Annotated in this window: 22 protein-coding genes; 5 read left to right on the forward strand and 17 right to left on the reverse strand. The window is 47.0% G+C overall.

The annotated features are described in order from the left end of the window. Nucleotides 1-59: 59 nt before the first annotated feature. From yukC to yukE, 3 genes are all read right to left on the reverse strand, one after another. Nucleotides 60-1,415, reverse strand: coding sequence for an ESX secretion system YukC protein (yukC, locus tag BSU_31890; RefSeq protein ID NP_391067.1), 1,356 nt, complete (start codon nucleotides 1,413-1,415; stop codon nucleotides 60-62). Between the two features lie 14 nt (nucleotides 1,416-1,429). Next, on the reverse strand, nucleotides 1,430-1,669 hold the full coding sequence (gene yukD, locus BSU_31900; RefSeq protein ID NP_391068.1) for an ESX secretion system YukD protein: 240 nt from the start codon (nucleotides 1,667-1,669) through the stop codon (nucleotides 1,430-1,432). Nucleotides 1,670-1,738: 69 nt separating this feature from the next. Further along, a complete protein-coding gene (yukE, locus tag BSU_31910) occupies nucleotides 1,739-2,032 on the reverse strand; it encodes a small WGX100 secreted protein (ESX-dependent secretion) (protein ID NP_391069.2) in 294 nt (97 codons plus the stop codon). Between the two features lie 520 nt (nucleotides 2,033-2,552). On the opposite strand from yukE, the gene adeR reads away from it, so the two are divergent. The 3 genes from adeR (at nucleotide 2,553) to yukJ (ending at nucleotide 5,848) form a co-directional block, all read left to right on the forward strand. After that, on the forward strand, nucleotides 2,553-3,821 hold the full coding sequence (adeR, locus tag BSU_31920) for a transcriptional activator (AdeR-alanine) (RefSeq protein NP_391070.2): 1,269 nt from the start codon (nucleotides 2,553-2,555) through the stop codon (nucleotides 3,819-3,821). 101 nt (nucleotides 3,822-3,922) lie between these two features. Next, nucleotides 3,923-5,059 (forward strand): L-alanine dehydrogenase (NAD-dependent), encoded by a 1,137-nt coding sequence (gene ald / locus BSU_31930; RefSeq protein NP_391071.1) that lies wholly within the window; start codon nucleotides 3,923-3,925, stop codon nucleotides 5,057-5,059. Nucleotides 5,060-5,170: 111 nt separating this feature from the next. Next, nucleotides 5,171-5,848 (forward strand): hypothetical protein, encoded by a 678-nt coding sequence (yukJ, locus tag BSU_31945; RefSeq protein NP_391073.2) that lies wholly within the window; start codon nucleotides 5,171-5,173, stop codon nucleotides 5,846-5,848. Nucleotides 5,849-5,891: 43 nt separating this feature from the next. On the opposite strand, the gene mbtH is transcribed toward yukJ, so the two are convergent. The 8 genes from mbtH to yuiH form a co-directional block, all read right to left on the reverse strand. Further along, entirely contained in the window at nucleotides 5,892-6,101 is a 210-nt protein-coding gene (gene mbtH / locus BSU_31959; RefSeq protein ID YP_003097779.1) for a stimulator of DhbF tyrosine adenylation activity, read from the reverse strand. A 15-nt stretch (nucleotides 6,102-6,116) separates the two neighbouring features. Further along, entirely contained in the window at nucleotides 6,117-13,253 is a 7,137-nt protein-coding gene (gene dhbF / locus BSU_31960) for a siderophore 2,3-dihydroxybenzoate-glycine-threonine trimeric ester bacillibactin synthetase (protein ID NP_391076.3), read from the reverse strand. A 19-nt stretch (nucleotides 13,254-13,272) separates the two neighbouring features. Further along, entirely contained in the window at nucleotides 13,273-14,211 is a 939-nt protein-coding gene (gene dhbB / locus BSU_31970; RefSeq protein ID NP_391077.1) for an isochorismatase (siderophore specific), read from the reverse strand. A gap of 27 nt (nucleotides 14,212-14,238) precedes the next feature. Then, the gene (gene dhbE, locus BSU_31980) at nucleotides 14,239-15,858 is read right to left on the reverse strand and encodes a 2,3-dihydroxybenzoate-AMP ligase (RefSeq protein NP_391078.1); all 1,620 of its coding nucleotides are present in this window, start codon (nucleotides 15,856-15,858) and stop codon (nucleotides 14,239-14,241) included. Nucleotides 15,859-15,886: 28 nt separating this feature from the next. Next, on the reverse strand, nucleotides 15,887-17,083 hold the full coding sequence (gene dhbC, locus BSU_31990) for an isochorismate synthase (siderophore-specific) (protein ID NP_391079.2): 1,197 nt from the start codon (nucleotides 17,081-17,083) through the stop codon (nucleotides 15,887-15,889). A gap of 25 nt (nucleotides 17,084-17,108) precedes the next feature. After that, the gene (gene dhbA / locus BSU_32000) at nucleotides 17,109-17,894 is read right to left on the reverse strand and encodes a 2,3-dihydro-2,3-dihydroxybenzoate dehydrogenase (RefSeq protein NP_391080.2); all 786 of its coding nucleotides are present in this window, start codon (nucleotides 17,892-17,894) and stop codon (nucleotides 17,109-17,111) included. 193 nt (nucleotides 17,895-18,087) lie between these two features. Continuing rightward, nucleotides 18,088-18,957, reverse strand: coding sequence for a bacillibactin trilactone hydrolase (gene besA, locus BSU_32010; protein NP_391081.2), 870 nt, complete (start codon nucleotides 18,955-18,957; stop codon nucleotides 18,088-18,090). 213 nt (nucleotides 18,958-19,170) lie between these two features. Further along, nucleotides 19,171-19,767 (reverse strand): putative molybdopterin containing enzyme subunit, encoded by a 597-nt coding sequence (gene yuiH / locus BSU_32020; RefSeq protein NP_391082.1) that lies wholly within the window; start codon nucleotides 19,765-19,767, stop codon nucleotides 19,171-19,173. Nucleotides 19,768-19,867: 100 nt separating this feature from the next. On the opposite strand from yuiH, the gene bioYB reads away from it, so the two are divergent. Beyond that, on the forward strand, nucleotides 19,868-20,470 hold the full coding sequence (gene bioYB, locus BSU_32030) for a putative biotin transporter (RefSeq protein ID NP_391083.1): 603 nt from the start codon (nucleotides 19,868-19,870) through the stop codon (nucleotides 20,468-20,470). A gap of 69 nt (nucleotides 20,471-20,539) precedes the next feature. Here bioYB and hisP read toward each other — a convergent pair whose 3' ends face one another. Together hisP and pepA are read right to left on the reverse strand one after the other, a co-directional pair. Continuing rightward, on the reverse strand, nucleotides 20,540-21,868 hold the full coding sequence (hisP, locus tag BSU_32040; protein NP_391084.1) for a histidine / basic amino acid transporter: 1,329 nt from the start codon (nucleotides 21,866-21,868) through the stop codon (nucleotides 20,540-20,542). Between the two features lie 146 nt (nucleotides 21,869-22,014). After that, nucleotides 22,015-23,517, reverse strand: a complete 1,503-nt coding sequence (gene pepA, locus BSU_32050) for a cytosol aminopeptidase (protein ID NP_391085.1) — start codon at nucleotides 23,515-23,517, stop codon at nucleotides 22,015-22,017. A gap of 157 nt (nucleotides 23,518-23,674) precedes the next feature. Here pepA and yuiD point away from each other — a divergent pair, with 157 nt between their 5' ends. After that, on the forward strand, nucleotides 23,675-24,151 hold the full coding sequence (gene yuiD, locus BSU_32060; RefSeq protein NP_391086.1) for a putative integral inner membrane protein: 477 nt from the start codon (nucleotides 23,675-23,677) through the stop codon (nucleotides 24,149-24,151). A 30-nt stretch (nucleotides 24,152-24,181) separates the two neighbouring features. Here yuiD and spsC read toward each other — a convergent pair whose 3' ends face one another. The 4 genes from spsC to yumB form a co-directional block, all read right to left on the reverse strand. Then, the gene (spsC, locus tag BSU_32070) at nucleotides 24,182-24,838 is read right to left on the reverse strand and encodes a stationary phase survival protein (protein NP_391087.1); all 657 of its coding nucleotides are present in this window, start codon (nucleotides 24,836-24,838) and stop codon (nucleotides 24,182-24,184) included. A gap of 103 nt (nucleotides 24,839-24,941) precedes the next feature. After that, a complete protein-coding gene (yuiB, locus tag BSU_32080; RefSeq protein ID NP_391088.1) occupies nucleotides 24,942-25,262 on the reverse strand; it encodes a hypothetical protein in 321 nt (106 codons plus the stop codon). Nucleotides 25,263-25,315: 53 nt separating this feature from the next. After that, a complete protein-coding gene (yuiA, locus tag BSU_32090; protein ID NP_391089.1) occupies nucleotides 25,316-25,459 on the reverse strand; it encodes a hypothetical protein in 144 nt (47 codons plus the stop codon). Between the two features lie 172 nt (nucleotides 25,460-25,631). After that, nucleotides 25,632-26,852, reverse strand: coding sequence for a putative NAD-disulfide oxidoreductase (yumB, locus tag BSU_32100; protein NP_391090.1), 1,221 nt, complete (start codon nucleotides 26,850-26,852; stop codon nucleotides 25,632-25,634). Between the last annotated feature and the right edge of the window lie 38 nt (nucleotides 26,853-26,890).

Below are 26,890 nucleotides of genomic sequence, written 5' to 3' on the forward strand. Positions count from 1 at the left end.
TGGCGAACCCCCTTACGGCCGAATGGCAGCATGCGATGACCTGCGCTTCATGTCTCACGTTATTTGTCATCTTTTTTCTCATCTTTCTTTTCTGTTTCTTTTTTCTCGTCTTCTTTTTCCTTCTGTTCTTCTTTTTTCGCTTTTTCCTCGGCTGCGGCTTTTTCTTCTGCCGCTTTCTCTTCTGCTTGTTTTTCTTCGTCTGTTTGTGTCTGTTCTTCGCTTGTATCGACTAACGATGTTTCAGAATTAGACTGTTTATTTTCTTGACGTTCTTTTTGGGCTTTTTCAAGCTCACTATTTACTGAATCAAGTTCTTTTTGTATGTCTTCATCATTTGTATCCTCAGATAAAAGCTGCTGTTTATATTTAGCTAGGGCAAAGTAAATATAATCATTGTATTCCAGCTTACGGCCGATACTGATCGCTTCTTTGTATTCTCCTCGACCATAATCAATCCAATATAAGAAATGCTGAGGGTCTGATTGAAGGGTGACTAAATTATTTTCTATATTTTTGGTTTTTGCACTCCCCAGGTTTTCGACCTCAACATAGGACGTCGCCAGCTGATACTGCACCGATTCAGGCAGGCTTTCCGCATCGTACTTGGACAGTGTGCTGATGACTTCACTGTACTGCTTGTTTAAGAACGCACGGTTGCTGTCCACTATCGCCTGGTGCTTTGGCTGCGCGAAAAATAAGGCGTACATCGAATAAATAAGTGCCGGTACAAGCAAAACAATGAGCCCCAGGCCGATATATCGCTGGATGTTCCACTTCTTTCTCGGGATATGTATGTATGTTTTTGCTTTGGCTTCGAGCTCATCAATATGGGTTTGAATCAGCTCGAGCAAATCATCATAGGATTCAGCATCTAATATCGCCTTTGCCTCTGCGGAGAACGTCAGCGTTTCATTGAATTTCAGGTAGTCTTCAAACGCAAAAGCGCCGTCAACTGCCAAAGCCGCTGCCGCTTTCAGCTCCTGCCATACTCTTTCCTCATCACGCTCGTAAGGAGGAATGCTTTCTTTTACTCCATAATGGAGAAAATAAGGCGTAAGCCCTTTATCGAATACAATGTTTTCAGGAGCGACAATCAAATTCAGCCTCGACAGATTGTGCTGCTGTACGGCTTGAACAAGCTGATAGGCAAACTGCCATTTACTTTTTTTATCCTTAGCTTTCATGAAGCGGAATGCTTTATAGGAGGAGGGAGGTTGGATTGTGATGATTACTTCATCATCCGTCACATCGATTTCTTTATGAAAAAATGGATTTATATCTTTGATCACGTTAGCTTCAAGACCGTCGAGAAGCTTTATTTTTTCCCGTTGAAAGGTAAATGTATAGCCGGCATCTGTTTTCTCGGCAACAGCTTCTAATTGGTTTTCTAAATATGATTTTTGTTCACCTGACATTCAACCAGATCCTTTCATAATATTTCAAGCCGGTCTCCGTTTGTAATGCCGCAATCAGACAGCTTGCATTCTCCGGAAAACACCTTATCCTTGTTCACCACTCTGATCCAGTGCCCTTCGCGCGGAGGCATAGATACGCTTTGGGCCTGCCAAGCAATATCAATTACTTTTTTCACCGGGTGGTAATCTGACAATCTGAGATCAAAGACACTGCCGTTATAATGTTTCAAATCTATTGTAATATCAATATACATTTAGGATCACCCTTACATAGAAAGAGCGCCGTCTTCTTTTGAATCAGGCGCTCCTTCCCTTTCATACTGTTATCCGCGGATTTGATTTGCGATGTCTTGGTCAGTAGACTCAAGTGTATTTGCTGTTTGATCAAGCTGCTGATTCACATCTTGAAGCAAATCTGACATTTTGATAAATGAAGGTTTGAGCTGCTCGTATTGATCTGCGAACGCTTCGCTTGAAGCACCTTCCCACATGCTTTTCAAATCAGAGATCATTCGGTTTAAACGATCAACCTGATTTAATACTTCTTGGCTTTCAACGCCGTATTGCTTCGCCATCGCTCTTAGCTCTTCGGGTGTGACACGAATTAATCCTGCCATATTCCTCATTACCTCCTGTGCCATCAGCCTAAATATGGGCTAATTCACTTATTTTTAGAACGTCATTATTATAAAAACAGTTTTTCGGCATAGTCAAACAAATATGTTTTAATTTTACAAAATGAGTCCAATGGTTTACCCCGAATCACTCAAAAATGACATATACTGTAAAGTAAATAGGTTTATTTTCTTAATCTTCTCTTCATTCTCCGAATAATCCAAAAGACCCAAATAACTCTCCAACTCCCAAAAAAAACCTTTCAGAAAATTTGATGCTACAGCACCATTTCTGAAAGGTTCAGTTTTTTCTTTCCTTAATTAGTCTTGCCTCCGATGACTTTCTTAGAAGATTAATAGGATAAGCTGTCGTATTATATGAGACATACACTGTCCTGCAAAAAGGCGATTACACCGCCAAATGTATATAGAACGTTTCTCTCATGAAATTGTTTTTTTGCTTCTGTTCTTTGTTGTTGATTTTCACAAACAACAACAATCATAATAAAAGGAAGGGGATGAGATGTCAAAGAGAAATCAAGCACGAAAAGTAGGGAGATTTATGACCATGCCGAATGATCCGTTTAAATATAGTTTTGACAGACTTGAAGATGTGGCTGATCATATCAGCGACGTTCTGCGGTGCCCGATCACCATAGAGGATGTTAACCACAAGCTGCTTGCCTACAGTACACACAGCGACTGCACAGACCCTGCCCGGACGTCTACCATTATTGGCAGAAGGGTACCGGAGAAGGTGATTAACAAGCTGTGGAAAGACGGGACAATTCCTGCTCTCTTAAAAACGGACCAGCCGATCAGAGTCAAGCAAATCGATGAAGTCGGGCTGAGCAATCGCGTCGCTATTTCGATTTGGAAAAACAAGCAAGTACTTGGCTTCATATGGGCGCTTGAGATCCAAAAAACATTGTCCGATGAAGATCTGCTGACATTGCAAATGGCAGCAAAAGCAGTGAAAAACAAGCTTCTCAAACTTCAAATCAGAAAAACGAAAAATGAAGAACGCAGCCAAGAATTTTTCTGGAAAATGCTGACCGGACACATCCATCAGGAGGATGATATGGCGGATGGGTTCCATAAGCTTGGAATGGCCGCTCCTTCAGAGTTTTCCGTTATGATCATCCGCATAAATGGCGAGCTGACTGAAAAAATCGAACAGCAGCTGCAATATTTACAGGAAACGACCCAGCAGGTTTACGTGCTGCTGGCGACCGTAGATTCCAATGAACTTATTATATTAACCTCACCCAAAACAGATCATCCTTTTCAAGATTTAAAACAGTTTGCTTTAAGTACGCAAAAACAGCTGAAGGAGCGGTATAAAATAGAAGACGTTTCTATCGCTTTTGGCGGAATATACAACTCTATTTCTTTTGTCTCCCGCTCCTATCAGGAAGCATTGTCCGTCTTAAAAACGAAGGAACGGTTCGCTGAAGAGACCAAACATCTTTTCAGCTTTTCTGAGTTAGGCATTTATCAATACTTAGATGTCTTAAATGAAAAACGGAAACAGGCGGGCCATTATAATTACTCGCTTTCCAAACTGGAACAATATGACCGGGATCACCAGTCAAATATGGTAGAGACGCTAGAGCGCTTTATTGAAGCGGACAGCAACGTGAATACCGCTTCCAAGCTGTTAAATATACACGTTAATACGTTGAATTACCGACTCAAGCGGATCAGCCAGATCGCTGAAATTGATTTGAAAAATGTGAATCAAAAATTCACCATCTATTTAGATATCAAACTTCGGCACATGGATTTGTGAAATTTCACAAATCCATGTTTTTTTATTTTCTTAATCAAACAAAGAATTTTCCAAAATATCAAGCTACACTAAAAATATCACATATACAGGAGGAGACAGATATGATCATAGGGGTTCCTAAAGAGATAAAAAACAATGAAAACCGTGTCGCATTAACACCCGGGGGCGTTTCTCAGCTCATTTCAAACGGCCACCGGGTGCTGGTTGAAACAGGCGCGGGCCTTGGAAGCGGATTTGAAAATGAAGCCTATGAGTCAGCAGGAGCGGAAATCATTGCTGATCCGAAGCAGGTCTGGGACGCCGAAATGGTCATGAAAGTAAAAGAACCGCTGCCGGAAGAATATGTTTATTTTCGCAAAGGACTTGTGCTGTTTACGTACCTTCATTTAGCAGCTGAGCCTGAGCTTGCACAGGCCTTGAAGGATAAAGGAGTAACTGCCATCGCATATGAAACGGTCAGTGAAGGCCGGACATTGCCTCTTCTGACGCCAATGTCAGAGGTTGCGGGCAGAATGGCAGCGCAAATCGGCGCTCAATTCTTAGAAAAGCCTAAAGGCGGAAAAGGCATTCTGCTTGCCGGGGTGCCTGGCGTTTCCCGCGGAAAAGTAACAATTATCGGAGGAGGCGTTGTCGGGACAAACGCGGCGAAAATGGCTGTCGGCCTCGGTGCAGATGTGACGATCATTGACTTAAACGCAGACCGCTTGCGCCAGCTTGATGACATCTTCGGCCATCAGATTAAAACGTTAATTTCTAATCCGGTCAATATTGCTGATGCTGTGGCGGAAGCGGATCTCCTCATTTGCGCGGTATTAATTCCGGGTGCTAAAGCTCCGACTCTTGTCACTGAGGAAATGGTAAAACAAATGAAACCCGGTTCAGTTATTGTTGATGTAGCGATCGACCAAGGCGGCATCGTCGAAACTGTCGACCATATCACAACACATGATCAGCCAACATATGAAAAACACGGGGTTGTGCATTATGCTGTAGCGAACATGCCAGGCGCAGTCCCTCGTACATCAACAATCGCCCTGACTAACGTTACTGTTCCATACGCGCTGCAAATCGCGAACAAAGGGGCAGTAAAAGCGCTCGCAGACAATACGGCACTGAGAGCGGGTTTAAACACCGCAAACGGACACGTGACCTATGAAGCTGTAGCAAGAGATCTAGGCTATGAGTATGTTCCTGCCGAGAAAGCTTTACAGGATGAATCATCTGTGGCGGGTGCTTAATTCACAATAAGCTTGCAGAAAGATTTCTGCAGGCTTTTTTATTTTTTAAAAGGAAAAAAGAGACCATTTCACGAATTATGACTATGAAGTTGATCATAAAGGAGGATTCATATGGCTGTTCAGCAATATGGCGTGTTAAAAGGCATAGTATTAGACATGAAGCGGGAAACAGATGATGACAGTCCTCATTTCCAAGTCAAAATGCTCGGTGAAGAGAATACGTATTACAGGTGCGCCATCAATGTGATGTCCAGTTCTGAGGAATCTGAAGTATTGTATTTGGCTGACGATCAGTTTGATTCGGGCTCAATTACCATCCTTCCGAACATGCCGTATGGATATACAAGGATCAATGAAGCAAACCGTGAAGTGGCACTGGATTATGTGCGGGGCAATTTGTTTGACCCGCGGGAAATGAAGCCTTTGCCTCATGAAATCACGGGACCTGATAATGATTTAAATGATTTTATTGAAACCTATATGAAGAAAGCACAAGATGAGAAAACGCCGGTTTATATATTCGGTTCAAAATTCGGCCCTGAACAGGCTGCAGATAAAATATTCGGCTTTACCCCGACTAACGGAATGCACAATATCCATATGAATCAAGGGAATGCAATGGATACCCGCTGGAAAAAAGACAACGGCTCTTGGCATGACGGGGGTATTCTGATTCAGTTTGCAGATCAGTGGGCCGCTGTGTTTTTAGCGTTTTTATCCCAATCTTGGTGTACCGATGAAAACGGAAACCCTGTCAGAGATTGTGATCATACCCAAACGTCTGCGTAAGATAGAAAAAGAGACTGCGGCAAGCAGTCTCTTTTTGATAAGATTACACATTTTCAACAGTCTTTAGGCTGTTTGGCCTCATATCGCTCCAATGCGATTGGATATAGTCCAAACAAGCTTCACGCCCTTTTTGCTCATGAACGACTGTCCAGCCGCTCGGCACATCTATAAAACCCGGCCATAGGGAATATTGGCCTTCTTCATTGACCAGCACCAAATATGTGCCATCCGCATTTTCAAAAGGATTTGCCATTCTATTTCTCCTCCCTTATTTATTCAACTCTTCCAATTTGACAGCGAGAACCTTGCCGATTTGAGCCAGAGGTTCAGGCTGACATAAATCTTTATGACGGCAGTCGATGTCGATTTGTTCAATCTGTCCGTTAATATAAGGCTTCCACGAGTCAGGTTCAATCGGGTCAAACCATTCAGGAATGATTGTTGATCTGAAAAACAAAACATTTCCGCGGAAGGTTTTCGGCTTATAGGAACCTAAAATGCCGACAGAATTTACATACGTATTCTTCAAATTTAAAATGACCGTTTCATCCAGGCTCGCAAGCGCACTGCCGTCACGGCGAAGAATCTCAATCGCCGCTTCAAAATCTAGCGGTTTTTCCCCTAAGCTGTCTGGATCATACCCGCCTAACGCCAGAAGGGCAATAAGCGCTTCCTCATCATCCGGTGCCTCTTTTATAGGAAGGAAGTGGTTCGGATAGGCGTCCAGCATCACCAACAGGGATACTTCTTCTCCTTGATTTTGCAGCTGGGTAGCCATCGCTTGAACGACATTCCCGCCCAGGGACCAGCCCAGCAGATGGTACGGGCCTTTTGGCTGGACCGTTCGGATTTGTTTAATGTAATCGGCAGCCATGTCATCAAGTGTTTTCGGAAGCTCCTCGCGCTGCCCGATTCCCCGTGCCTGCAAGCCGTAGATCGGATAATCTGTTCCTATATTGGTCATCAAACCGGCATAACACCAGCTGAGCCCCCCTGCCGGATGAACACAGAATAAAGGAGGCTTGTCTCCGCTTGTTCGGAGCGGCAGCAGAACGTCAAGAGCGCTTTGGCTTGATCCCATTTCAAGTCTTTCAGCGAGCCCGGCTACAGTAGGTGCTTCGAACAAGTTGCCGATGCTGAGTTCAACGCCGAGCGCTTCACGAATGCGGCTCATGAGCTGTACAGCAAGCAAGGAATGTCCGCCTAAATCAAAGAAACGGTCATCAATGCCGACACGCGGCAAGTGAAGCACCTCCATAAAGAGGTCACAGAGAATTTCTTCCTGCGGCGTTCTCGGTCCTCGTCCTGTCACTGCCGCTGCGAAATCCGGAGCGGGCAGCGCTTTACGATCAAGCTTTCCATTCGGTGTCAGCGGCAATTCTTTCATCGTCACAAAGGCAGCAGGCACCATGTAATCCGGCAGTCTCTCAGCAGCATATCTGCGCAGTTCCGCCGTATCAAATGTTTCTTCCGAAGGGATGACATAAGCTGCTAACCGTTTATCTCCCGGCTGATCCTCACGAACGATCACTGCCGCATCTTCAAGCTGCGGATGCTGAACAAGCGCGGCTTCAATTTCTCCCAATTCAATCCGGAATCCCCGAATTTTCACTTGATGGTCTGCACGGCCGACATAGTCGAGAGAACCGTCAGCGCGGAGGCGGGCCACATCCCCAGTGCGGTACATCCGGGTGCCTGGAGGACCGAACGGATCAGCTATGAAGCGTTCAGATGTTAAACCAGGCCGGCCTAGATAACCTCGTGCTAACCCCGCTCCTGATACATACAGCTCTCCGGCAACACCCGGCGGGACCGGCTGCAGGCGTTCATCCAGCACGTATACACCAAGATCGGGAATGCCGCAGCCGATCAAGCTGTTTGCCCGTAAAGCTGCCATGCTTCGGTCTAATTCGATATAGCTCACATGCACCGTCGTTTCTGTAATACCATACATATTGATAAGCTGCGGTCTATTTTCAGGGTGGCGGTTGTACCAATCCTCTAAACGGCTGAGTTCAAGCGCTTCTCCGCCAAAAATGACATAGCGCAGACTGAGTGCCTGTCCGAGATCCGGCTGTTCCCGTTCCGCCTGCATAAACTGATAGAAAGCAGACGGTGTCTGGTTCAGAACAGTCACCCCCTCTTTGACAAGCAGGCGCAGAAACGCTTCTGGCGATCTGCTGACGTGGTGAGGCACGATTACAAGACGTCCGCCATGCAGCAGAGGACCCCAGATCTCCCACACCGAAAAATCAAACGCATAGGAATGGAACATGGTCCAGATATCACCTGAGCTGAAACGGAACCAGTGCTCGGTCGCTGCAAATAAACGTGTTACATTTTGGTGAGGAATCATCACACCTTTTGGAACACCTGTTGAGCCGGATGTATAAATGACATATGCCGTATTCAAAGGGGAAAGCGGCTGAGTCCTATCCTTATTTTTTGGATTACCTGCAGGGTACGTGTTTAGTTTCTCTGCCAGCTCGGGATCATCCAGCACGATTTTCGGCACGTTTTCAACTGGCGGAATGTGATTTGCAGCTTTAGTGTTCGTCATGATAAACGCAGGCTGTGCATCTTTTAGCATAAAAGCAATTCGATCAGCCGGATAATCCGGATCAAGAGGGAGATAAGCTGCCCCGGCCTTTAGCACCGCCAATAGGCCGACAGCCATTTCCAACGATCGGGGCAGTGCCAATGCCACAAATTGCTCCGGCCCGACACCTTCACTAATCATCATTCGGGCAAGCCGGTTTGCTCTTTCATTCAGCTCTGCATAGCTCAGTTCCTGATTTTCATATACAACGGCAATGGCATCAGGACGTAAAGCAGCCTGCTTCTCAAATTGCTCTGGCAAACATGCGTGCGGAATCTTTTCAGATACACTTTGCCAATCAGTCACCATGCTGCTGTGTTCCTCTGGCGCAAGAATATCCAGATTTCCGATTTGCTCGTCAGGATCAGACTCGGCAGCCTCCAACAGGCGCATCAATCGGTCAGCAAGAGCCTGAGCAGTTTCCCGTTTGAAAAGATCAGTGCTGTATTCAAGCAGTCCTTCCATTCCGTTTGGTGTCCCGTCAGCAAGGCGATCTTCACTAATTTCCAGCGTCAAATCAAACTTGGCAGAACCGACACTGTTGATTCGCAGGCTGCTCTCCATATCAGGAAGATGCAGTTCAGCGTCCGGTGTGTTTTGGAACGCAAGCATGATTTGGAATAAAGGATGCGTCGCACGCGAACGAGCCGGATTGAGCACCTCTACAAGTCTCTCAAACGGCAGATCCTGATTGTCATAGGCGGCCAGATTCACTTCCCGTACTCTGTCTAGAAGCTCACGAAAGCTTGGGTCACCGGACGTATCAGTTCTGAGCACCAATGTATTAATGAACAGCCCTACAAGATCGCCCAGCGCATCATCATTCCGTCCCGCGATCGGACTGCCGATCGGAATGTCGGTGCCCGCCCCGAGCCTTGTCAATAAAGCGGCGAGACCGGATTGAAGCACCATAAACAGGCTCACCCTATTTGCGCGAGCCAGCTCCTGCAATCGCTTGTGAAACTCGGGCTCAATACGAAAATGAATCGTATCTCCATCATGACTCGGCTCAGCCGGACGTGAATAATCGGTTGGCAGTTCAAGCTGATCAGGCAGGTTTTTCAAGGTTTCTTTCCAGAAAGCAAGCTGTCCGGCAATCAAGCTATTTGGATCATCCTCGTTTCCAAGCAGTTCTTGCTGCCAAAGCGCATAGTCTGCATACTGCACAGCAAGAGGCGCCCATTCGGGAGATCGTCCGTGGCAGCGAGCCGCATAAGCTGTCCCAAGGTCTCTGGTCAGCGGTGTTAAGGACCAGCCGTCCCCGACAATATGATGGACGAGAAGAAGCAGCACGTACTCGTCAGGACCGATCACAAAAAGCTCGGCACGAAAAGCAGGTTCAGCTGCAAGATCAAAGCTGTAGCGTACAGCTTCGGCAAGCCGATCAGAAAGCTCCTTCTCAGCAATTTCAGTAACATGTAACTCGGGACAGGCTCGATCGGCATCTAAAATATGCTGATAGGATGTCCCCTGTGATTCAGGGAAGATCGTCCGAAGACTTTCATGACGGCAGACGAGGTCATAAAGTGCCGCTTTCAGCAATCCTTGATCCAACTCACCTGACAAACGGACAGCAACCGGAATATTATAAGTAGGACTCGGTCCTTCCAGACAATGCAGGAACCATAGCCGGCGCTGGGCAAATGAGAGCGGGATCTTTTCAGGCCGCTCAGCTCTCTGCAAAGCGGGACATGCACTCTGCGCCAAATCAAGATGGGCAGCGAGTCCGGCTACTGTCGGTTCGTCAAAGAGCTTGGCGATACCAAGTTCGGCTCCCATTACCTCGCGAATGCGGCTCATCAGACGGGCTGCAAGAAGAGAATGGCCCCCAAGCTCGAAGAAACTGTCATCGATACCGACGCGTGCCAAACCGAGAACCTCTGCAAACAAGTCACACAATATCTCTTCCTGAGGAGTCCGCGGGGCCCGATCACTGACAGATGTGCTGAAGTCTGGTGCCGGCAGTGCTTTCCGGTCAAGCTTGCCATTAGGTGTTAACGGCAGCTCGTCCATCTCCACAAACGCCGACGGTACCATATAATCAGGAAGACTAGCCCCCATATAACGACGAAGCTCTGCAGTATCAATAGCAGCATCAGCGACTACATAAGCCGCCAATCGTTTGTCTCCCGGCTGATCTTCCCGTACGACAACCGCGGCCTGTTCAATGTGCGGGTGATTGGCAAGCACGGCATCAATTTCTCCAAGTTCAATTCGGAATCCGCGAATTTTGATTTGATGATCCGCCCGCCCGATATAATCCAAAGACCCATCGGCGCGCCAGCGGGCCTGGTCTCCGGTCCGATACATCCGAGTTCCCGGCGGTCCGTATGGATCTGCAACGAAGCGCTCCGCCGTTAAATCAGGACGATGGAAATAACCTCTGGCCAAGCCGGTTCCTGCAATATAAAGCTCTCCGACAACGCCCGGCGGCACCGGCTGCAATCCATTATCAAGCACATACACCTGCGTGTTCCAAATCGGTTTCCCAATCGGAGGAACGCCCTTCAGCCCTTCTTCAAGAAAAGCTGCGGCAGACCAAATCGTTGTTTCAGTGGGACCGTATAAGTTCGTGACTGAACAATGAAGGTCTTGAAGTTCCTGCAAAAGACCGCTCGGCAGCGCCTCGCCTCCTACAAGCACTCTAAGCCCCCGAAGTTTCTCAGGTTCACTCGTTACCAAAGCGTGCCACAGTGTCGGTGTCGCCTGCATAATGTTAATATCGAAATTTTCAATCATTTGAGCTAATGCCTGCGGCTCACGGATCGTTTCTTTCTTTGCGATCACGATTTGCGCTCCGCTAATCAGCGGAAGATATAACTCCAATGCTGAAATATCAAAAGCGACAGTCGTCACAGCCAACAGCCTGTCTTCTTCTCCTAGAGAAAATGCCTCCTGCATAGACAGCAGAAAATTGCTTAAGCTTTTCTGTGTCACAACGACTCCCTTCGGTCTTCCTGTTGATCCTGAGGTATAGATGATATACGCAGGATGGTCAAGCGAAACCGATACATCCTGATTTTCCGGCGAATAGCGTTTTATAATCTCCTGTGTAACAGCCTGATCAAGCACAAGCTCAGGTACAGCCAGGTCATCAGGCAGACTGGCTGCTATTTCCTCAGTCGTTATGATGCATGAAGGTTTCGCATCCTCCAGCATGTAAGAAATGCGGTCGGCTGGAAACTCCGGATCAAGGGGGAGATACGCCGCACCAGTCTTGAGCACACCAAGCATTGAAGCCACCATCTCAGGGGAACGCGGCAGCGCCAAAGCGACAAATTGCTCCGGACCAATCCCTTTTTCGATCAACAGACGCGCGAGGCGGTTTGCCTCTTCATTGAGCTTTCGATAGTTGACTTGAATGTCATCACACATGAGAGCGATACGTTCTGGCGTAAGAACTGCCTGCTTTTCGAACATGTCCTGAAGGCTGACCAGCTTCTCGGATTTTGCCGTCTCATTCCATTTAGAAATGACTTTTTCTTTCTCCTCTGGCAACAGAAGCTCCATTTGCCCAATCAGCATGTCCTCTCCGGCAGAAGCCGTTTGCAGCAGCTGCAAAATACGCTGCTGATGAAGCTTAATATCAGACTCACTGTATACCTCGGGATTCGCATCAACATCAATTCGCAGCCCGCTGCCGTCTGTTCTGTCATATACATTGATTGATAGATCATCAACAGGACCGGCTGAAAGATTATGCGTTGTGCCCCGGACGCCGGCAAAGTCGAGACCGTAATCAAACGGCATAAGATTGATTTGAGGGCCAAATAATCTATGATTTTCTCCTATCAATTTCAGATCGCGCCTAAGCTCTTCATGGCGATACTTATGATGTCGCCGAATACTGCGGATTTCCCGGGAAATTTGCTGAATCAGTTCAGAAAAGCTCATCGAAGAGCTTACCGTCAGCCGGAGCGGGAGAAGGTTCATCACCATAGCCGGTACATTCAGTGACGCGGACCCTATCCGACCCATCATGGGCAGGCCGAGCACAACATCCTCAGAGCCGGTCATACGGTGCACATAAACAGCTGACACCGCAATCATGACTTCATGCCAGCTTCCTGAGAAATAGCGCGCCGCTTCTTTTAACGCGTTTACATCAGACGGAGGCAGATATGCCGTATGACGAAGAAAACTGTTAGATGTTCTTGGCGCCCGATCAGCCAAGCTCACAACTTCAGGTGCATCTGCAAAACGGTCCAGCCAGAATTGACGATCCTTCTCATACTGCTCTGATCCGCGATAATCTGTATCCTCCTCCAAAATGGCCTGGAGAGACCCAAAGGAACGGCTTTTAGCTGTTTGTCCTTTTATAAGGGCAGTATATGTACTTGCCACACGCTGGGCTATCAGGGAAAAACCGAAGCCGTCGATCGCTATATGGTGAATGCGCTGATACCAAAAGAAACGATCAGGCCCGGCAATAAACAGAGCTTCATTGAACAAAGGGGCATACCCTAAATCAACCGGCTTTGCTAAATCAGCTTTCATCCAGTTTAATGCTGTTTTTTCCGGATCAGGCTCAGAGCTGACGTCAATGACGTGCAGCTGTACATCCGGAGACGGGTTTATCATCTGCCAAGGCCCGTCCATATTTTCACCGAAGCGGACATGCAGCGATTCCGCTTCCTTGATCACGTGCCGCAAAGCTTCTTCAAAAAGAGCAATATTGACTGGTCCATTGATTTCTATATATTCCGCTGTATTGTAGATTGGATTGTCCGGATCAAGCTGCTGAGCAAACCATATGCCAGTTTGCGCCCCGGTCAAAGAATATTGAAGATCTTTTGTATCAGGCATCCGTTTGTTTACCCTCCTTTTATAAATAATCCGCGTTTGGCAGCACTTGCTGGCTGCGAGTTGTGAGCAATTTCTGCCATTCTTCGATCGTTGGGCGTTCAGCCAATTCCACGAAAGTCACCTCTGCCCCTTCACGGCGCCATTGTTCCACCAATGTCATGATCCTTACCGAATCAAGACCACGATCGAGCAAATCCTCTTGATCTGTGATGTCTTCCGGTGTTTCTTGTAGAAGCTCAGCAATTTGTTTACGGATATTCTCACATGTAAACACGTTCTTTTTGCCAGTGTTTGCTGACGTTTTTTGAACGTCTGCCGGCGCATTCTGCAGCTGATCAAGAAGACTGTCAGTCATCACGGTAAACGCACAGCGTCCAGCCGCATATTCCAGCGCCATTTGATGTTTTTCTAATGAAAAATCAGCAACTGCATCTCCCACAAAAAAGGCTTTAATATCCTCCATAAATGCTTCACATGCTGTAACAAGACAGCCGATATGGGCGTAAATTCCTGTAATGATCAGCTGATCGCGTCCCTCTTTGCGCATCATTTCAAGCAGATTCGTTCTCTTAAACGCGCTGTATCTCCATTTTGTCAGCACAAGATCATCATCCTCTGGTGCCAGCTCGGTTATAATTTTCTCCTCATAAGGACCGCTGTTTAATCCCGGGCCCCAAAAGTCTGTCAGCAGCGCACGGTCATCCGGATTTTGGCTTCCCGGCTGTGCGGTATAGACAACAGGAATCCCAAGCTGAACACATTGATTCTTCAGCTTTCGTATATTCGCTGAAAGCTCTGTTACCGGAGACGCTCCCGCTGTGAAAGCATCAACAAAATAGTTTTGCATATCGTGTATTAACAAGACAGCCCGATTCGGATCAGGCACCCATGATACTTTGTTTTGCGGCATATCAGATGCTGTCGGCATTTGATACGGCTGAATGGCAGGTATAGCCATATGAACACTTCCTCTCAAATTGTTGTTTTATTTTTTAAATCCTGCAAGAAGCTTCTCGGAAATGGCTTCACGGAGCGCTTTTTTGCTGACTTTTCCTACTCCTGTCTGCGGGAAGGATTCGACAAATTCAACTCGATCAGGGATTTTATATGCCGCCAGTCCGCGCTCTCTCAAAAATGCTTTAAGCTCTGCGGCTTTTGGGGCTTCATCCCGGGGAATAATGAACACACAAGATCTTTCGCCAAGAAATTGATCAGGCATGGAGACCATTGCCGCATCATGGACAGCCGGATGCGCCAGCAGATGATTTTCTACCTCTTCAGCCGCAACCTTTTCTCCTCCACGGTTAATTTGATCCTTCGCCCGGCCTTCAACGACAATATAGCCGTCTCGTGTCAGCCTGACGATATCACCCGTACGGTAAAAACCGTCCTCAGTAAATGAAGCGGCGTTATGCTCTTCTGCCTTATAGTAACCTCGAATTGTATACGGCCCCCGCGTCAGCAGATGGCCTGTTTCACCAGGTTTTACGTCGCGATCATGATCATCCCAAACACGCATTTCATCATATGGAGACATCGGTTTTCCTTGGGTGTTGACAATGATCTCCTCAGGATCATCCAATCTCGTATAATTGACGAGACCCTCTGCCATTCCGAACACCTGCTGCAGCGTGCAGCCGAAAACAGCTTTTACCCTGCGCGCGGCTTCAGCACTAAACTTGGCACCGCCGACCTGCAGCACTTGAAGGCTGGATAAATCATCACGGCGTGAGGATGCCGCATCCATCCATACCATCGCAAGAGGCGGAACAAGAGCGGTTATCGTGACCTTTTCCCGTTCAATTAAAGGAAATGCGTCATCTGGACTTGGAGAAGGAGATAATACCACTCTTCCTCCAGCGTATAATACGCCGAGAACGCCGGGTGAGCTCAGCGGATAATTGTGTGCCATCGGCAGCGCGGCCAAGTACACCGTGCTGTGGTCGAGCCAGCAGACCTCCACACTCCGCTTCAGGCTGTATATGTAGTCATCGTGGGTCCTCGGAATCAGTTTCGATAGCCCGGTGCTCCCGCCAGAAAGCTGGAGGAACGCCACATCCGATGATTTGACTTCAGGCAGTTTTACAGGTTCTGCATGCAAATCCTCCAGCGGTAAAAATTCCTCTGCCTCACCTGCGACAATGATGTTTTTCAAAGTCGGCAGCTTGCTTTGAACCTGTCTGGCAAGCGAACGGTAGTCAAAACCGGAATAAGCGTCGGGAATGATATATGCAGCCGCTTCAGCAAACTCGCAAAAATATGTAATTTCACTGCTTCGATGAGAAGGCAGTGCGAAGACTGGAAGCGCCCCCAGACGGAAAAGCGCGAAAATGACTTCAAAAAACTCTTTGATATTTGGCAACTGCACCACAACACGATCCATCTGTTGAATGCCGAGCTTTTGAAATCCGGCAGCCAGGCGATCAGCCCTTGTGTCAAGCTCTCGATAGCTCCAATGGGTGTTTCCGCATGTAATGGCAATGCGATCACCATATTTGGCTGCCCGGTCCCTTAACAAATCTCCAAACGTCTCACCGGCCCAGCAGCCGTTCTTTCGATAGGTCTCAGCTAACTCATCAGGCCAAGGCGTAAATCCTTTCAGCATGTTGTATCCCTCCAGCAATTCATTCTGTTCATATGTGATCCACGCCCATTGCCCGCAGCATTGTCCGAAACTTTGCGGACGTCTCCTGAAGCTCGTCCTCAGGCTTTGAACCGGCCACAACACCAGCTCCAGCATACAGGCGGAGTGAGCGTTCTTCTGCTTCTGCACAACGGATGGTCACGATCCATTCTCCGTCACCGGCATCGTCACACCATCCGACCATGCCGGTAAAGAAACCGCGGTCAAATGGTTCAATGCTGAGAATCGCTTCTCTTGCAAGATCAGTCGGTGTTCCGCAGACGGCTGGCGTCGGGTGGAGCGCCGCCGCCAATTCAAGTGCGGTTACAGACGGGTCGGAAAGCTCTCCCTTAATCACGCTGGACAGGTGCCACATCGTTTCCGTTTTGATCAGTGAAGGCTTCTCCGGAACCTCCAGCGTCCGGCAGAAAGGTCTCAGCGCTGCCGCAACCGCGTCAGCGACAACCGCGTGCTCATGAAGATCCTTTGCGGAAGAAAGCAATTCAGCTGCCCGGCGCTGGTCTTCAACAGGATCATTACTGCGCGGTCTTGAGCCGGCTAATGGGTTGGAAACGACCTGTGTTCCCATCCTTGAAACGAGAAGCTCCGGACTTGCTCCGAGCAATGTTCTGCGGGGAGACGTTTCCTCCTGACTGGACACGTCTGCGGCAAACGTGTAGCCATGCGAGTTATGCTGAGCCAGATGGCGAAGCAATTCATCCGTCTGAATCGGTTCAGGCGATGTCAAATGCAGCGATCTGGACAGGACGATTTTGCTGAGTGTTCCATCGGCAATGCGTGCCAGCCCTTGTTCAACACCATTTTTATAATCCTCAGGTTCAGGAACAGGCTTTATGTGGTATGTATGCCCAGCCTGCTGTTCCTTTTCCTCATGATCAAATTGAAGCGGTCCTGACCAGCGCACTTCTTCAGGTACAACGAGCCGCGCTGCTTTTACTTGATCAAAAGGAACGGCCCCGACAACAAGCGGCCGGCTTTGCCCTGATTGTTTTGCCTGACGTAACGCCTCTGCAATTCGGCCAGAAAGGGTTTCCATTTGGTTTTGCCCGTCTGCCTCCGGTACAATTTCACATATGCCTTTCGCTAACAGTACACGATGAGGAGACGCTAAGAAAAAGGCGCCCGGCTGATATTCATGAAGCAAATGCTCCGCTTTTGTTTCTGTTATAACGTTTTGATCCAACATTCTCATGAACCTCCTTTAAATTCAGTTACACGCCTAAGGTCGCGCCGCCATCTACGCATAAATTATGCATCGTAATATGCCCTGCCTGGCCAGAAACCAAAAAGAGCACCGCATCCGCAATATCCGAAGGCTTGGCTAGTTTTTTGAGCGGGATCCCTGTTTTAAATGTCTCAAGTGATCCTTTTATGACTTGCTCCGCTCCATTCTCGTCGGCCCATAATGACCACTGCATGTCTGTTTCCGTTGATCCGGGAGATACAATGTTGCAGCGAATATTGTATTCTGCAAGCTCAAGGCCAAGGCATTTCGTAAACATCACAGCCGCAGCCTTTGAAGACGCATATGCCGCCATAGATGTTCTTGGTACACCGGCAGCATTCGATCCGACTGTTACAATCGAACCCGATCTTCGGTCCATCATATATTTGCTGACTGAACGCGAGGCGTTAAATACGCCAGTCGAATTCACTGAGAACGTCGCCTCCCATTCCTCATCGCTAAGCGAATGGATCAGTCCCGGGCGAAGGACACCCGCTACATTCACTAAAATATCAATCGGCCCCATTTCACGTTCGATGCGCGCCGTGATCTCGTCAATCGCCGCGCTGTCTCTCACATCCGCAGGAAAAGCTTCTGCATGGCGGCCTTCTGCTTTGAGGCTGCTCACAACCTTTTCCAGCTTTTCAGGATTATAATCAACTGCCGCAATATGTGCGCCTTGACTGGCAAGCGTCCGCGCAACAGCTTCGCCTATTCCTTGGGCAGCCCCTGTTATAAAAGCAATTTTTCCCTCTATACCCTTTGCATTCATATCATCAATTCCTTTCTTCGCTCTAAATGCCAAACAGACATCCAGCGAAAAAGACTGCTGCGCCTTGAAAAACGCAATCTATTGATAATGATTATCATTATCAATTATAAAAATAATCATATCCAAATGTCATGTGACAGTCAAATATAATTTCAGTGACAAATATTTTTTTAAAGGCAAGGCTGAGTATGTCTCAGCCCATTGATAGATGCGGTCCGTCAGGGTGAAGCGCAAAACGCAGCGCCCTGCTGACCAAAACAGGAAGAACTGAAATATGTCCTTCTCCTGAAAACTCGCAAAATTCTGCCCGTATACCTTGTTCAGATAAAACGGCCAGCCGCTCATAAAGCTCCCTTGCATTATCATTCATCCGGCTTTTATGATGCTGCTCTAATTCTCCTGCGGCAAGCAGGATATTGATAGGCTGATTGTTTTTCTTGGTGAGAGAGACGAAATGGTCCGTTTTCTTGAGAATAAACGGTTTATTCCAATGAATGGACGGACTTCCCGCGATATACGTTTGAAACGCATCGGGCTTTGTTAGCAGCACCTGCAGCACGAAAAGCCCTCCGAGCGAATGGCCAAAGATTGTTTGTCTTTTTTTATCAATCTGGTAATCTCGTTCTATCTCCGGTTTTAAATCCTCTTCAATAAATCTGAAAAAGCCCTCCGCTCCGCCATGCTCCGGCCATTCTCTGCCGTCGGGCCTTTCCGGCAGCTTCGATTGGGCTGTTGGCATTGTAAAATCCCGGTGGCGTGCTGAGGAGAACGGCTCCGCTGTCTCATAGCCAATGCCGACGATCACTGCAGGGATCACCCCGGTTTTTTCGGGTCGGCGTCCCTGTATTCGAACGGCTTCCGTCATCGTTCCGAAGACAGAATTGGCATCCAGCAGATAAATCACAGGATAACCAGCGGGTGGCGGCGGCGTACTAGGTTTCGAGATAAAAATGTGATAGGTACGGTTTTCATTGCGTGAAGACATCATACGCACTTCCGTACCAGGAATCGTAAATGCGTTTGATGTCCCGCCATTTGTCCGGTCTGTTGTTTGTTCTTTCATGCAGTACGACATTCCTCTCCTTAAACTAAACCGCAATGTATGATAATGATTTTCACTATCAACTAGACACCTCAAATAATAGGTTTTCTTCCAAAGAAAGTCAACTTTTTCCCGAATAAAAAAGGCACCTTGATCAAATAAGGTACCTGCAGACTATCAATATGGAAGTAAAAACCTAATAAAGATGCGTATTGTCCTATTTGAAATAGAACCTTAATCCCATGTAAACCTTTGATTTTGCCAAGGGTCGCCTCTCATGTGATAGCCATTCCGCTCCCAAAAGCCAGGGTGATTTTCTTTCGTAAATTGGATGCCGCGCAGCCACTTGGCGCTTTTCCAAAAATACAGATGCGGAAATACACCCCGCAGCGGAAAGCCGTGTTCAGGGGTTAAAGGTTCGCCATTATGCGCATAAGCCAGAAGGGAAGTTTCCGCTAAGAAATCATCAAGCGGCAGATTGGTCGTCCAGCCCTCTTCAGCATGTAAAATGACGTAGCCCGCTTCTTCTTTTACACCCGCTTTTTCCGCTATATCACAAGCCCGCACGCCTTGCCACACATTATCAAGCCTTGACCATCCCGTGACGCAATGAATGTCGTTTTTCGATTCATACCGTGGAAAGGCTTTGACATCTTCAAAGCTTAGCAGCATCGGATGGTCAACCAAACCGTATACTTGAAGATTCCATTTCGTCATATCTTCGTAATATGGGACATCTCCGGTATGAAGCACAGGAAATGAAGTGGTGACGTTTTGATTTGGCGGCACTCTTCCAGATTGATCGGACTGTCTTGTTTTTCCGAAATACATATGGGCCTCCTTTTTGTTAACCTAATTTAAAATCATGTTGACAATCTTTTTGTTCTTTATTACTCTATGATTGTGTATGTCAACCTAAGGGGGAACAACGATGAAACAACGTAAACTTCGTGCGGGAGATATGGCGCTGATTGGCATGTTCGCCGCACTTATGGCTGTCGGGGCCAACATTACATCAGTAGCACCCTTTTTACAAGTAGCCGGCATTCCGCTTTCGATGCAGCCGTTTTTCTGTCTCTTGGCAGCTTTGCTTCTTGGCAGCAAACGGGCAGCGATTGCCATGATTGTATATGCACTTGTGGGATTGGCCGGAGCGCCTGTGTTTGCTCAATTTTCAGCAGGCTTCGCACCGTTTGCAGGGAAAAGCGGCGGGTTTATTATCTCATACATTCCGGCAGCATTTGCAGCGGGATGGTTTTTAGAACGAAACATTCAGCCAAGTAAAATTCGATTTCTCATTGCTTCACTTATCGGAACGGCGATCATGTATCTCATCGGCACTACCTATATGTATCTTGCACTGAAGCTGTGGATTCATACGCCAGTGAGCTACGGCACGGCTTGGGGCTTTATGATTTGGTTTATGGTAAAAGATACAGCGCTGGCTGTGATACTGTCGTTTATCGCACCAGCAATCTACCGCTCTATTCATAAAGCAACCGGCTTTAACAGAAATCACATATCATCTACGTAAAAACCGTTCTATTGGACGGTTTTTTTATCATAACGAGAAAAGGCTCCCCAGTAAAGGGGAGCCTTTTTCCTATAAAACAAGCGCTGCAATCCAGCCAAAGATGACAAGCGGAATATTATAAAATATAAATGTCGGCACACAAGTATCCCAAATGTGGTGATGCTGGCCGTCCGCACTCAAACCTGAAGTCGGCCCAAGCGTACTGTCACTGGCAGGTGAACCGGCATCGCCAAGCGCAGCAGCAGCCCCGATAATCGCAATCGTTGCCATCGGGCTGAATCCAAGCTGCATGCATAGAGGCACGAAAATGGTTGTGATAACAGGAATGGTCGCAAAAGAAGATCCGATCCCCATTGTAATTAATAAGCCGACAATGAGCATCAGCAATGCGCCCAAGGACTGACTGTGTCCGATAAAACCAGCTGACGTTTTGACCAGTGACTCGACATCTCCGGTTTTCGTCAATACGTTTGAAAATCCGGCTGCAACAAGCATGACAAAGCCGATAAAGGCCATTAAAACCATTCCATCAGTAATCAGTGAGTCCGCTTCATCACGCTTCATCACACCGCTGACAAACAGAACAATCAGACCAGCGAGCGCCCCCATAATCATTCCTTCTACTCCCAAAGTCTGAGATAAGTAAAGCTGGACGCCGAGTGACACAACAATGGCTAGAACCGCGATACCAATACTTTTTCTCGTATATGGCGATGCTTCTGCACCTGAAATGTCTTTTGTTTCATATTGTTTCGGTTTACGGTATACGATCACTGATAAAATAAGGCCGACAACCATACCTGCAACTGGAATAATCAGTGCGTACGGAATATCAGCAAGCGGAACGTTTAACCCGGCATCCGCCATATTGTCCTTCAGCATGCCTTGGAAGATTTGGCCGAAACCGACCGGAAGCAAAATATAAGGAGCCGTTAAGCCAAATGTAATTACACACGCGATCAGACGGCGGTCCATTTCAAGTTCATTAAAGATTTTCAAAAGCGGCGGAATCAGCACCGGGATAAACGCGATGTGAACCGGAACGACGTTTTGCGAAAAACAAGATACAATTAAAATAATCAGCACAATCAGCACCTTAGACAGTGCTTTTTTTCGAGAATCTTCTTTATTTCCGATTAATTTAACGGAGGCTTCCACCATTGCGTCCGGAAGACCCGTTTTCGTCAAAGCGGCGGCAAACGCGCCAAGCATGGCATAGCTAACTGCAACGGTGGCATTTCCGCCGAGACCGTCTGTGAAAGCTTTAACCGTTTCGCCAAGACCGAGCCCGCCTGTTAACCCGCCGGCCAAGGCGCCTATAATTAATGCGATAACAATATTGACACGCAGCAGGCTTAATACAAGCATAAGCAGGACTGCGATGACGACTGCATTCATGATGATACCCCTCCAAAAATCCTTTAGTTTGCTAATGTAGTAGATAAATAAAGTACGAACGTATCGTATCATAACCGATCCACTTTAGTCAACTAAAGATTTCGGAAGAAAAAATCCCTGCCGCATCATACAGCAGGGATTTTTCATTACTCGTTTTTATCTTCTTCCAATGTAAATCGCTCCGCAAGTGTAGCCAGTGTTCTTGCCATAACGCCAGTAGCCCCGGCCGGTCCGAAGCAGGTTGCTTTATTGGCAGTCGCTGTGCCTGCAATATCAAGGTGAACCCAAGGTGTTGACTCAGCGAATTCACCAAGAAACGTTCCTGCCATAATCGCATGTCCCTCGCGTCCCGGTGAATTGCTGAGATCCGCCATTTGGCTGCTTTTCACGCGTTTTTTATCCTTCTCTGTTATCGGCAGCTGCCAGATCGCCTCGCCGCACTCTTGTGCAGCATCAGCTACCTGCTGGTAAAAGCTTTGATCATTTGTCATTGCACCGGTTGTTTCTGTTCCTAATGCCACAACGACGCCGCCGGTAAGCGTAGCTACATCGACAAGAACTGATGCGCCATGCTGTTTCGCGTATGTAATGCCATCTGCAAGCACTAGCCTTCCTTCAGCATCCGTATTAAGGATTTCTATTGTTTTTCCGCTTAAAGATACGATCACGTCATCCGGCTTCATGGCCCCGCCGGAGATCATATTATCGGTTGATGGAATAACGCACAGCACGTTTTGTTCAGGACGAAGCTCTCCGATCGTTTCCATAGCCCCGAGAACCGCAGCTGCTCCTCCCATATCTGATTTCATGCCAACAATTCCAGATTTCGTTTTAATGGAGTAGCCGCCTGTGTCAAAGGTAATTCCTTTCCCGACTAGTCCGACGACGTCTTCCCATTCCTTTTTGCCCTGATATTTCAACACAATCATTTTCGGCGGTTCGGTGGAGCCTTGGTTTACCGCAAGTATTCCGCCCATACCGAGCTCTTCCATCTCTGATTTCTCCAATATCTCACACTCAAAATCATATTTCGCCGCAAGCTCTTCAGCATACGAAGCGAGGTCAGTCGCTGTCAGCATGTTTCCCGGCATATTCACAAGCGTTCTAGCCGAATTTGTCCCTTGTCCGTATGCCTGGCCGACGCGAAGCCCTGCCTGCACTTCCTGTGTATCTTCATCTGTTACAACATACACGGCTTCAATTTGTTTGTCAGGCTCATTTGATTTATGCTTATAATCCTGCACCTCATAGGAAGCAAGCAGGCAGCTCTCAGCTAAAGCATGAGCGGCATCGGCTGGAGGCACGTCTTCCGAAATAAACGTATCAAGCAGAACAGCAGTTTCTTGTTTTCGATCTTTATGAATGGCTTGAAAAACATGAGCAAAACGTTCCTTCGCCTGTTCAAACGAATAATTTGCTTCTCTCCCCAGGCCAACGAAATAAATCCGTTTCATACCCGCAGAAGATGGAGGGAATACTTTTGATACTTGATTCGGTTTCGCAGAGACATCACCCTCTTTTAAAAGCTGTGTCAGATGGCCTTCGAGCATTTCATCAATTTCCAACGCTTTTCCTGTCAGCTGGCTTTTTTGAAAAAGCCCGACAACAAGGGTTTCTGTATGCTCTGATTGTTGAACCGCATAAAACATGAGGCTTACACTCCTAACGTAATGGGTATTTGTAATGAACAATGGTATAATAGGAAAAACATTCTTTCCACTATACTTATTTTAACAAACAACAGTCTAAGACTTGCTTTTTTCTTTTGAAACACGAAGGATTTTTCAAATAGAAAGGATGTCGCCGATGGAACTTTTAACGAATTTTCCTTTATTATCAAGCCTGGCCGCAATTATTTTTGCTCAGGTCATCAAAGTGCCCATACAGTTTATCGTGTCCAGAAAACTGGACTGGTCGCTGGTCACAAGCACAGGCGGCATGCCTAGCTCTCACTCCGCAGCGGTCACTGCGCTTTCTACAGGCGTAGCCTTGGAGCATGGATTAGACTCCTCACTCTTTGCGGTTTCCGCCATTTTCGCCGTCATAACCATGTTTGACGCAACTGGCGTCAGACGTCACGCCGGTGAGCAGGCAACAGTCATTAATAAGCTTGTTATTGATTTTAACCGTTTCGTAAATGAAGCGAAGGACTTCCCTAAGGCTGCAGAGAAAGAAAAGCAAAAAAAGCTGAAAGAGCTTCTCGGACATCAGCCGATCGAAGTCTTTTTCGGAGGATTAACAGGTATTTTACTGACATTGGTACTCGCTTACTTTTTCATGTAAAAAAAACGCTCCTGCTTTCGCTGGAGCGTTTTATTCTTTCACCGTTTTATATTGATTTCTGAACACTTGCAAAGATTTTGTTTCATTGAGCTTCTCAAGCTCATCCTCGGTAATCTTTCCCGTTCCCTTTTTAATCACATATACATCAAGGGTTTTTTTGCCCCATTCATTGTATACATCTTTGACTGTCTCAAAGTACAGATCAAGGCGGTTTCCCTTAATAGCTGATCCTGTGTCGGCCACAACTCCGAGACCGTAGTTCGGAATGAATAAAATTGTTCCGATCGGGAAAACGGACGGGTCAGCAGCAACCGTGGAATATAAATCCCGTTTCACTTTCACACCTGAATATGTAAGCCCGTATAATGGATCACCGGGATTTTTGCCCGTCGACTCAGCTCCTGCTGTGTAGCCTGTTGCTGTTACTCTTTGGACTGGATATTCATCCCAATCAAATGCCTCTTCTAACGGTTTTGTTTTATCCTCAGCCGCGGACGTGGTTTGTGTTTGTTTCTGCTGCAATGCTTTTAATCTCAGTCCTGCATGCTTCAAGTGCTTTTCCTGATGTTCCTGCACCCATTTTGACAAGTCCTTCGCTTCAATTCCTGACACTGATAAAAATGTCGTGCCAAATGCAAGCAGAAATAAACAGGTCATCAGCAAACGTCTGATCATATTCAACATCATTCACCTCTCCTCCGAATCATTGTTCCCAAGTGGAGAGAGCATTATTCAAAATGGTGAATGAGCTGAACGCATAAAAAAAGCTTTCTTTAGAAGAAAGCGGCATTTAAAACATTTGATATCCTCTTTTTCTAAGCATGTTGATCGCTATACCGGACACGATGGCGCCGGCCAAACCGCTGACTAAAATCAGCACATCAGCAGCCGCTAATGATAAGACACGATGAAACAGGCTGGCAAAGGATTCTCCCGGCGACTGGACATAGCTGATCAGCTTTTCTTTGCTGATAATGAAAAGGCATACAATTGGATAAATCACAGCCATAATCCAAGACATTCTCAGCAGCATGTTTAATAAGAAACCGATTCCAAAAAACAAGACAAAAAACAAAACAATTGAGATGATTACGACTGGCAGACTAATCAACCTATTCCACCCCCCTGCGTTGTTTTTAGTGTAACGCGGGGGCTGAAATAAAGTCAACGGCTGGAAAAAGAATGACTGTCTTTTCCTGTCCCCTGGCAAGACGGACAAGTCTCTGAACCGCCGAGAATCAATTGAAAATATCCTTTCCCTGAACAAAATGGGCATGCATGTGAAGCGGTTGTCGTTGCAGTTTTCATCTAATCATCACCCTTTTTCTTAATTTTCTGATAATATACCATATCAAGCTGTCAACAATAAAGTCAGATCATGTGACAAATCTTTTGATGTAAGCGGAAACATACTTGTTTTCCTCTCGTTCTCTTTTTATTTTGGCGTTTTTTAATAAAGAAAACCCGCTTCCGCGGGTTTTTAGAAAAACTTGAACTTGCCTTTTTTCAATGTCAGTCCGAGTCCGCCAATCATAAACAGTGAGCGGTTATCAATGACTTTTTTCATAAACGAAGCGGGCGTGCCTTTCAGCTTTCTGCCATAAACAACCCCAACCGCGTTATGCTCGCCAAGAGAAGCCACTGTTCCCTTAATGTCCGGCTTGAATTCCTCAAGCTCTCCGCCTTTAATAAGCCTGCCAAGGTTTTTAGCGACCGTTATGCCCTGCTGCATTGCAATTTGCGCAGTCGGCGGATACGGGCGCTCTGTATCTTCATTCATAAACAGCGAGCTGTCGCCGAGAATAAAGACATTGTCATGTCCCGGGGCGCGGAGATCAGGGTTGACTTTGACTCGGCCGCGCATATTCTCAAAACCGGCTTCCTCCACAATCGGATGGCCGCGGACACCTGCCGCCCATACAACGGTTTGCGATTTGATCTGCTCTGGTTCTTCATCTTTTTTGCCGACTCTGACTCCTTCTGGTGTACATTCTTGTACAGCCGTTCCGATCTTGAACTCAACTCCGTTTTCCTCAAGATAATGTACGGCGTAATCAACAAGTTCCGGATCAAAGCCCGGCAAAACGGTCGGCGCTGCTTCCACACAAATGATGCGGACAAGGCTTCTGTCAACGTCATATTCCTTACAGAGCTCCGGCACGCGAGCAGCCAGTTCGCCAAGAAATTCAATTCCCGTAAATCCGGCACCGCCAACAACGATCGTTAACCTGTCCGGCCGTTTTTCCGCTTCCGTATTGTAAGTCGCAAACTGCAGCTCAATATGTTCCCGCAGCAGGCGCGACGTGTTGATGTTGGCAATCGGAAACGCATATTCTTTTAAGCCTTTAATGCCGAACGTTTCAGGCACGGCGCCGAGCCCGATGACTAAATAATCGTACTGCAATTCTCCATTCGCAAGCACAACTTTTTTCTCATCAATTTTGATTGCCTTTACGGTATCCTGTACAAAATTCACCCGTGACTGGTTGATTACATCTTTTATCTGATAACGGCAGCGGTCATGATGGAGCGTACCCGCGCTCGCTTCATGCATCCATGTCGTTTCATAATGATAATTGTGTTTATTTACAAGCGTAATGTCAGCATCATTCGGCCCGACATACTTCGTCAGCCTTGTCACCGTCATCAATCCGCCATATCCTGCACCTAAAATCACGATTTTGGGCTTATTCAATGCCATCACATCCACCTTCTCTTTTTTTGCTTTTGTTAGACCCA

Origin of the sequence: Bacillus subtilis subsp. subtilis str. 168, assembly GCF_000009045.1 — a bacterium.
GTDB lineage: Bacteria > Bacillota > Bacilli > Bacillales > Bacillaceae > Bacillus > Bacillus subtilis.

Coding starts and splice junctions, on each gene's coding strand:
- yukC (NP_391067.1), bottom strand. CDS start 1,415: ATGTCAGGTGAACAAAAATCATATTTAGAAAACCAATTAGAAGCTGTT.
- yukD (NP_391068.1), bottom strand. CDS start 1,669: ATGTATATTGATATTACAATAGATTTGAAACATTATAACGGCAGTGTC.
- yukE (NP_391069.2), bottom strand. CDS start 2,032: ATGGCAGGATTAATTCGTGTCACACCCGAAGAGCTAAGAGCGATGGCG.
- adeR (NP_391070.2), top strand. CDS start 2,553: ATGTCAAAGAGAAATCAAGCACGAAAAGTAGGGAGATTTATGACCATG.
- ald (NP_391071.1), top strand. CDS start 3,923: ATGATCATAGGGGTTCCTAAAGAGATAAAAAACAATGAAAACCGTGTC.
- yukJ (NP_391073.2), top strand. CDS start 5,171: ATGGCTGTTCAGCAATATGGCGTGTTAAAAGGCATAGTATTAGACATG.
- mbtH (YP_003097779.1), bottom strand. CDS start 6,101: ATGGCAAATCCTTTTGAAAATGCGGATGGCACATATTTGGTGCTGGTC.
- dhbF (NP_391076.3), bottom strand. CDS start 13,253: ATGCCTGATACAAAAGATCTTCAATATTCTTTGACCGGGGCGCAAACT.
- dhbB (NP_391077.1), bottom strand. CDS start 14,211: ATGGCTATACCTGCCATTCAGCCGTATCAAATGCCGACAGCATCTGAT.
- dhbE (NP_391078.1), bottom strand. CDS start 15,858: ATGCTGAAAGGATTTACGCCTTGGCCTGATGAGTTAGCTGAGACCTAT.
- dhbC (NP_391079.2), bottom strand. CDS start 17,083: ATGTTGGATCAAAACGTTATAACAGAAACAAAAGCGGAGCATTTGCTT.
- dhbA (NP_391080.2), bottom strand. CDS start 17,894: ATGAATGCAAAGGGTATAGAGGGAAAAATTGCTTTTATAACAGGGGCT.
- besA (NP_391081.2), bottom strand. CDS start 18,957: ATGAAAGAACAAACAACAGACCGGACAAATGGCGGGACATCAAACGCA.
- yuiH (NP_391082.1), bottom strand. CDS start 19,767: ATGTATTTCGGAAAAACAAGACAGTCCGATCAATCTGGAAGAGTGCCG.
- bioYB (NP_391083.1), top strand. CDS start 19,868: ATGAAACAACGTAAACTTCGTGCGGGAGATATGGCGCTGATTGGCATG.
- hisP (NP_391084.1), bottom strand. CDS start 21,868: ATGAATGCAGTCGTCATCGCAGTCCTGCTTATGCTTGTATTAAGCCTG.
- pepA (NP_391085.1), bottom strand. CDS start 23,517: ATGTTTTATGCGGTTCAACAATCAGAGCATACAGAAACCCTTGTTGTC.
- yuiD (NP_391086.1), top strand. CDS start 23,675: ATGGAACTTTTAACGAATTTTCCTTTATTATCAAGCCTGGCCGCAATT.
- spsC (NP_391087.1), bottom strand. CDS start 24,838: ATGATGTTGAATATGATCAGACGTTTGCTGATGACCTGTTTATTTCTG.
- yuiA (NP_391089.1), bottom strand. CDS start 25,459: ATGAAAACTGCAACGACAACCGCTTCACATGCATGCCCATTTTGTTCA.
- yumB (NP_391090.1), bottom strand. CDS start 26,852: ATGGCATTGAATAAGCCCAAAATCGTGATTTTAGGTGCAGGATATGGC.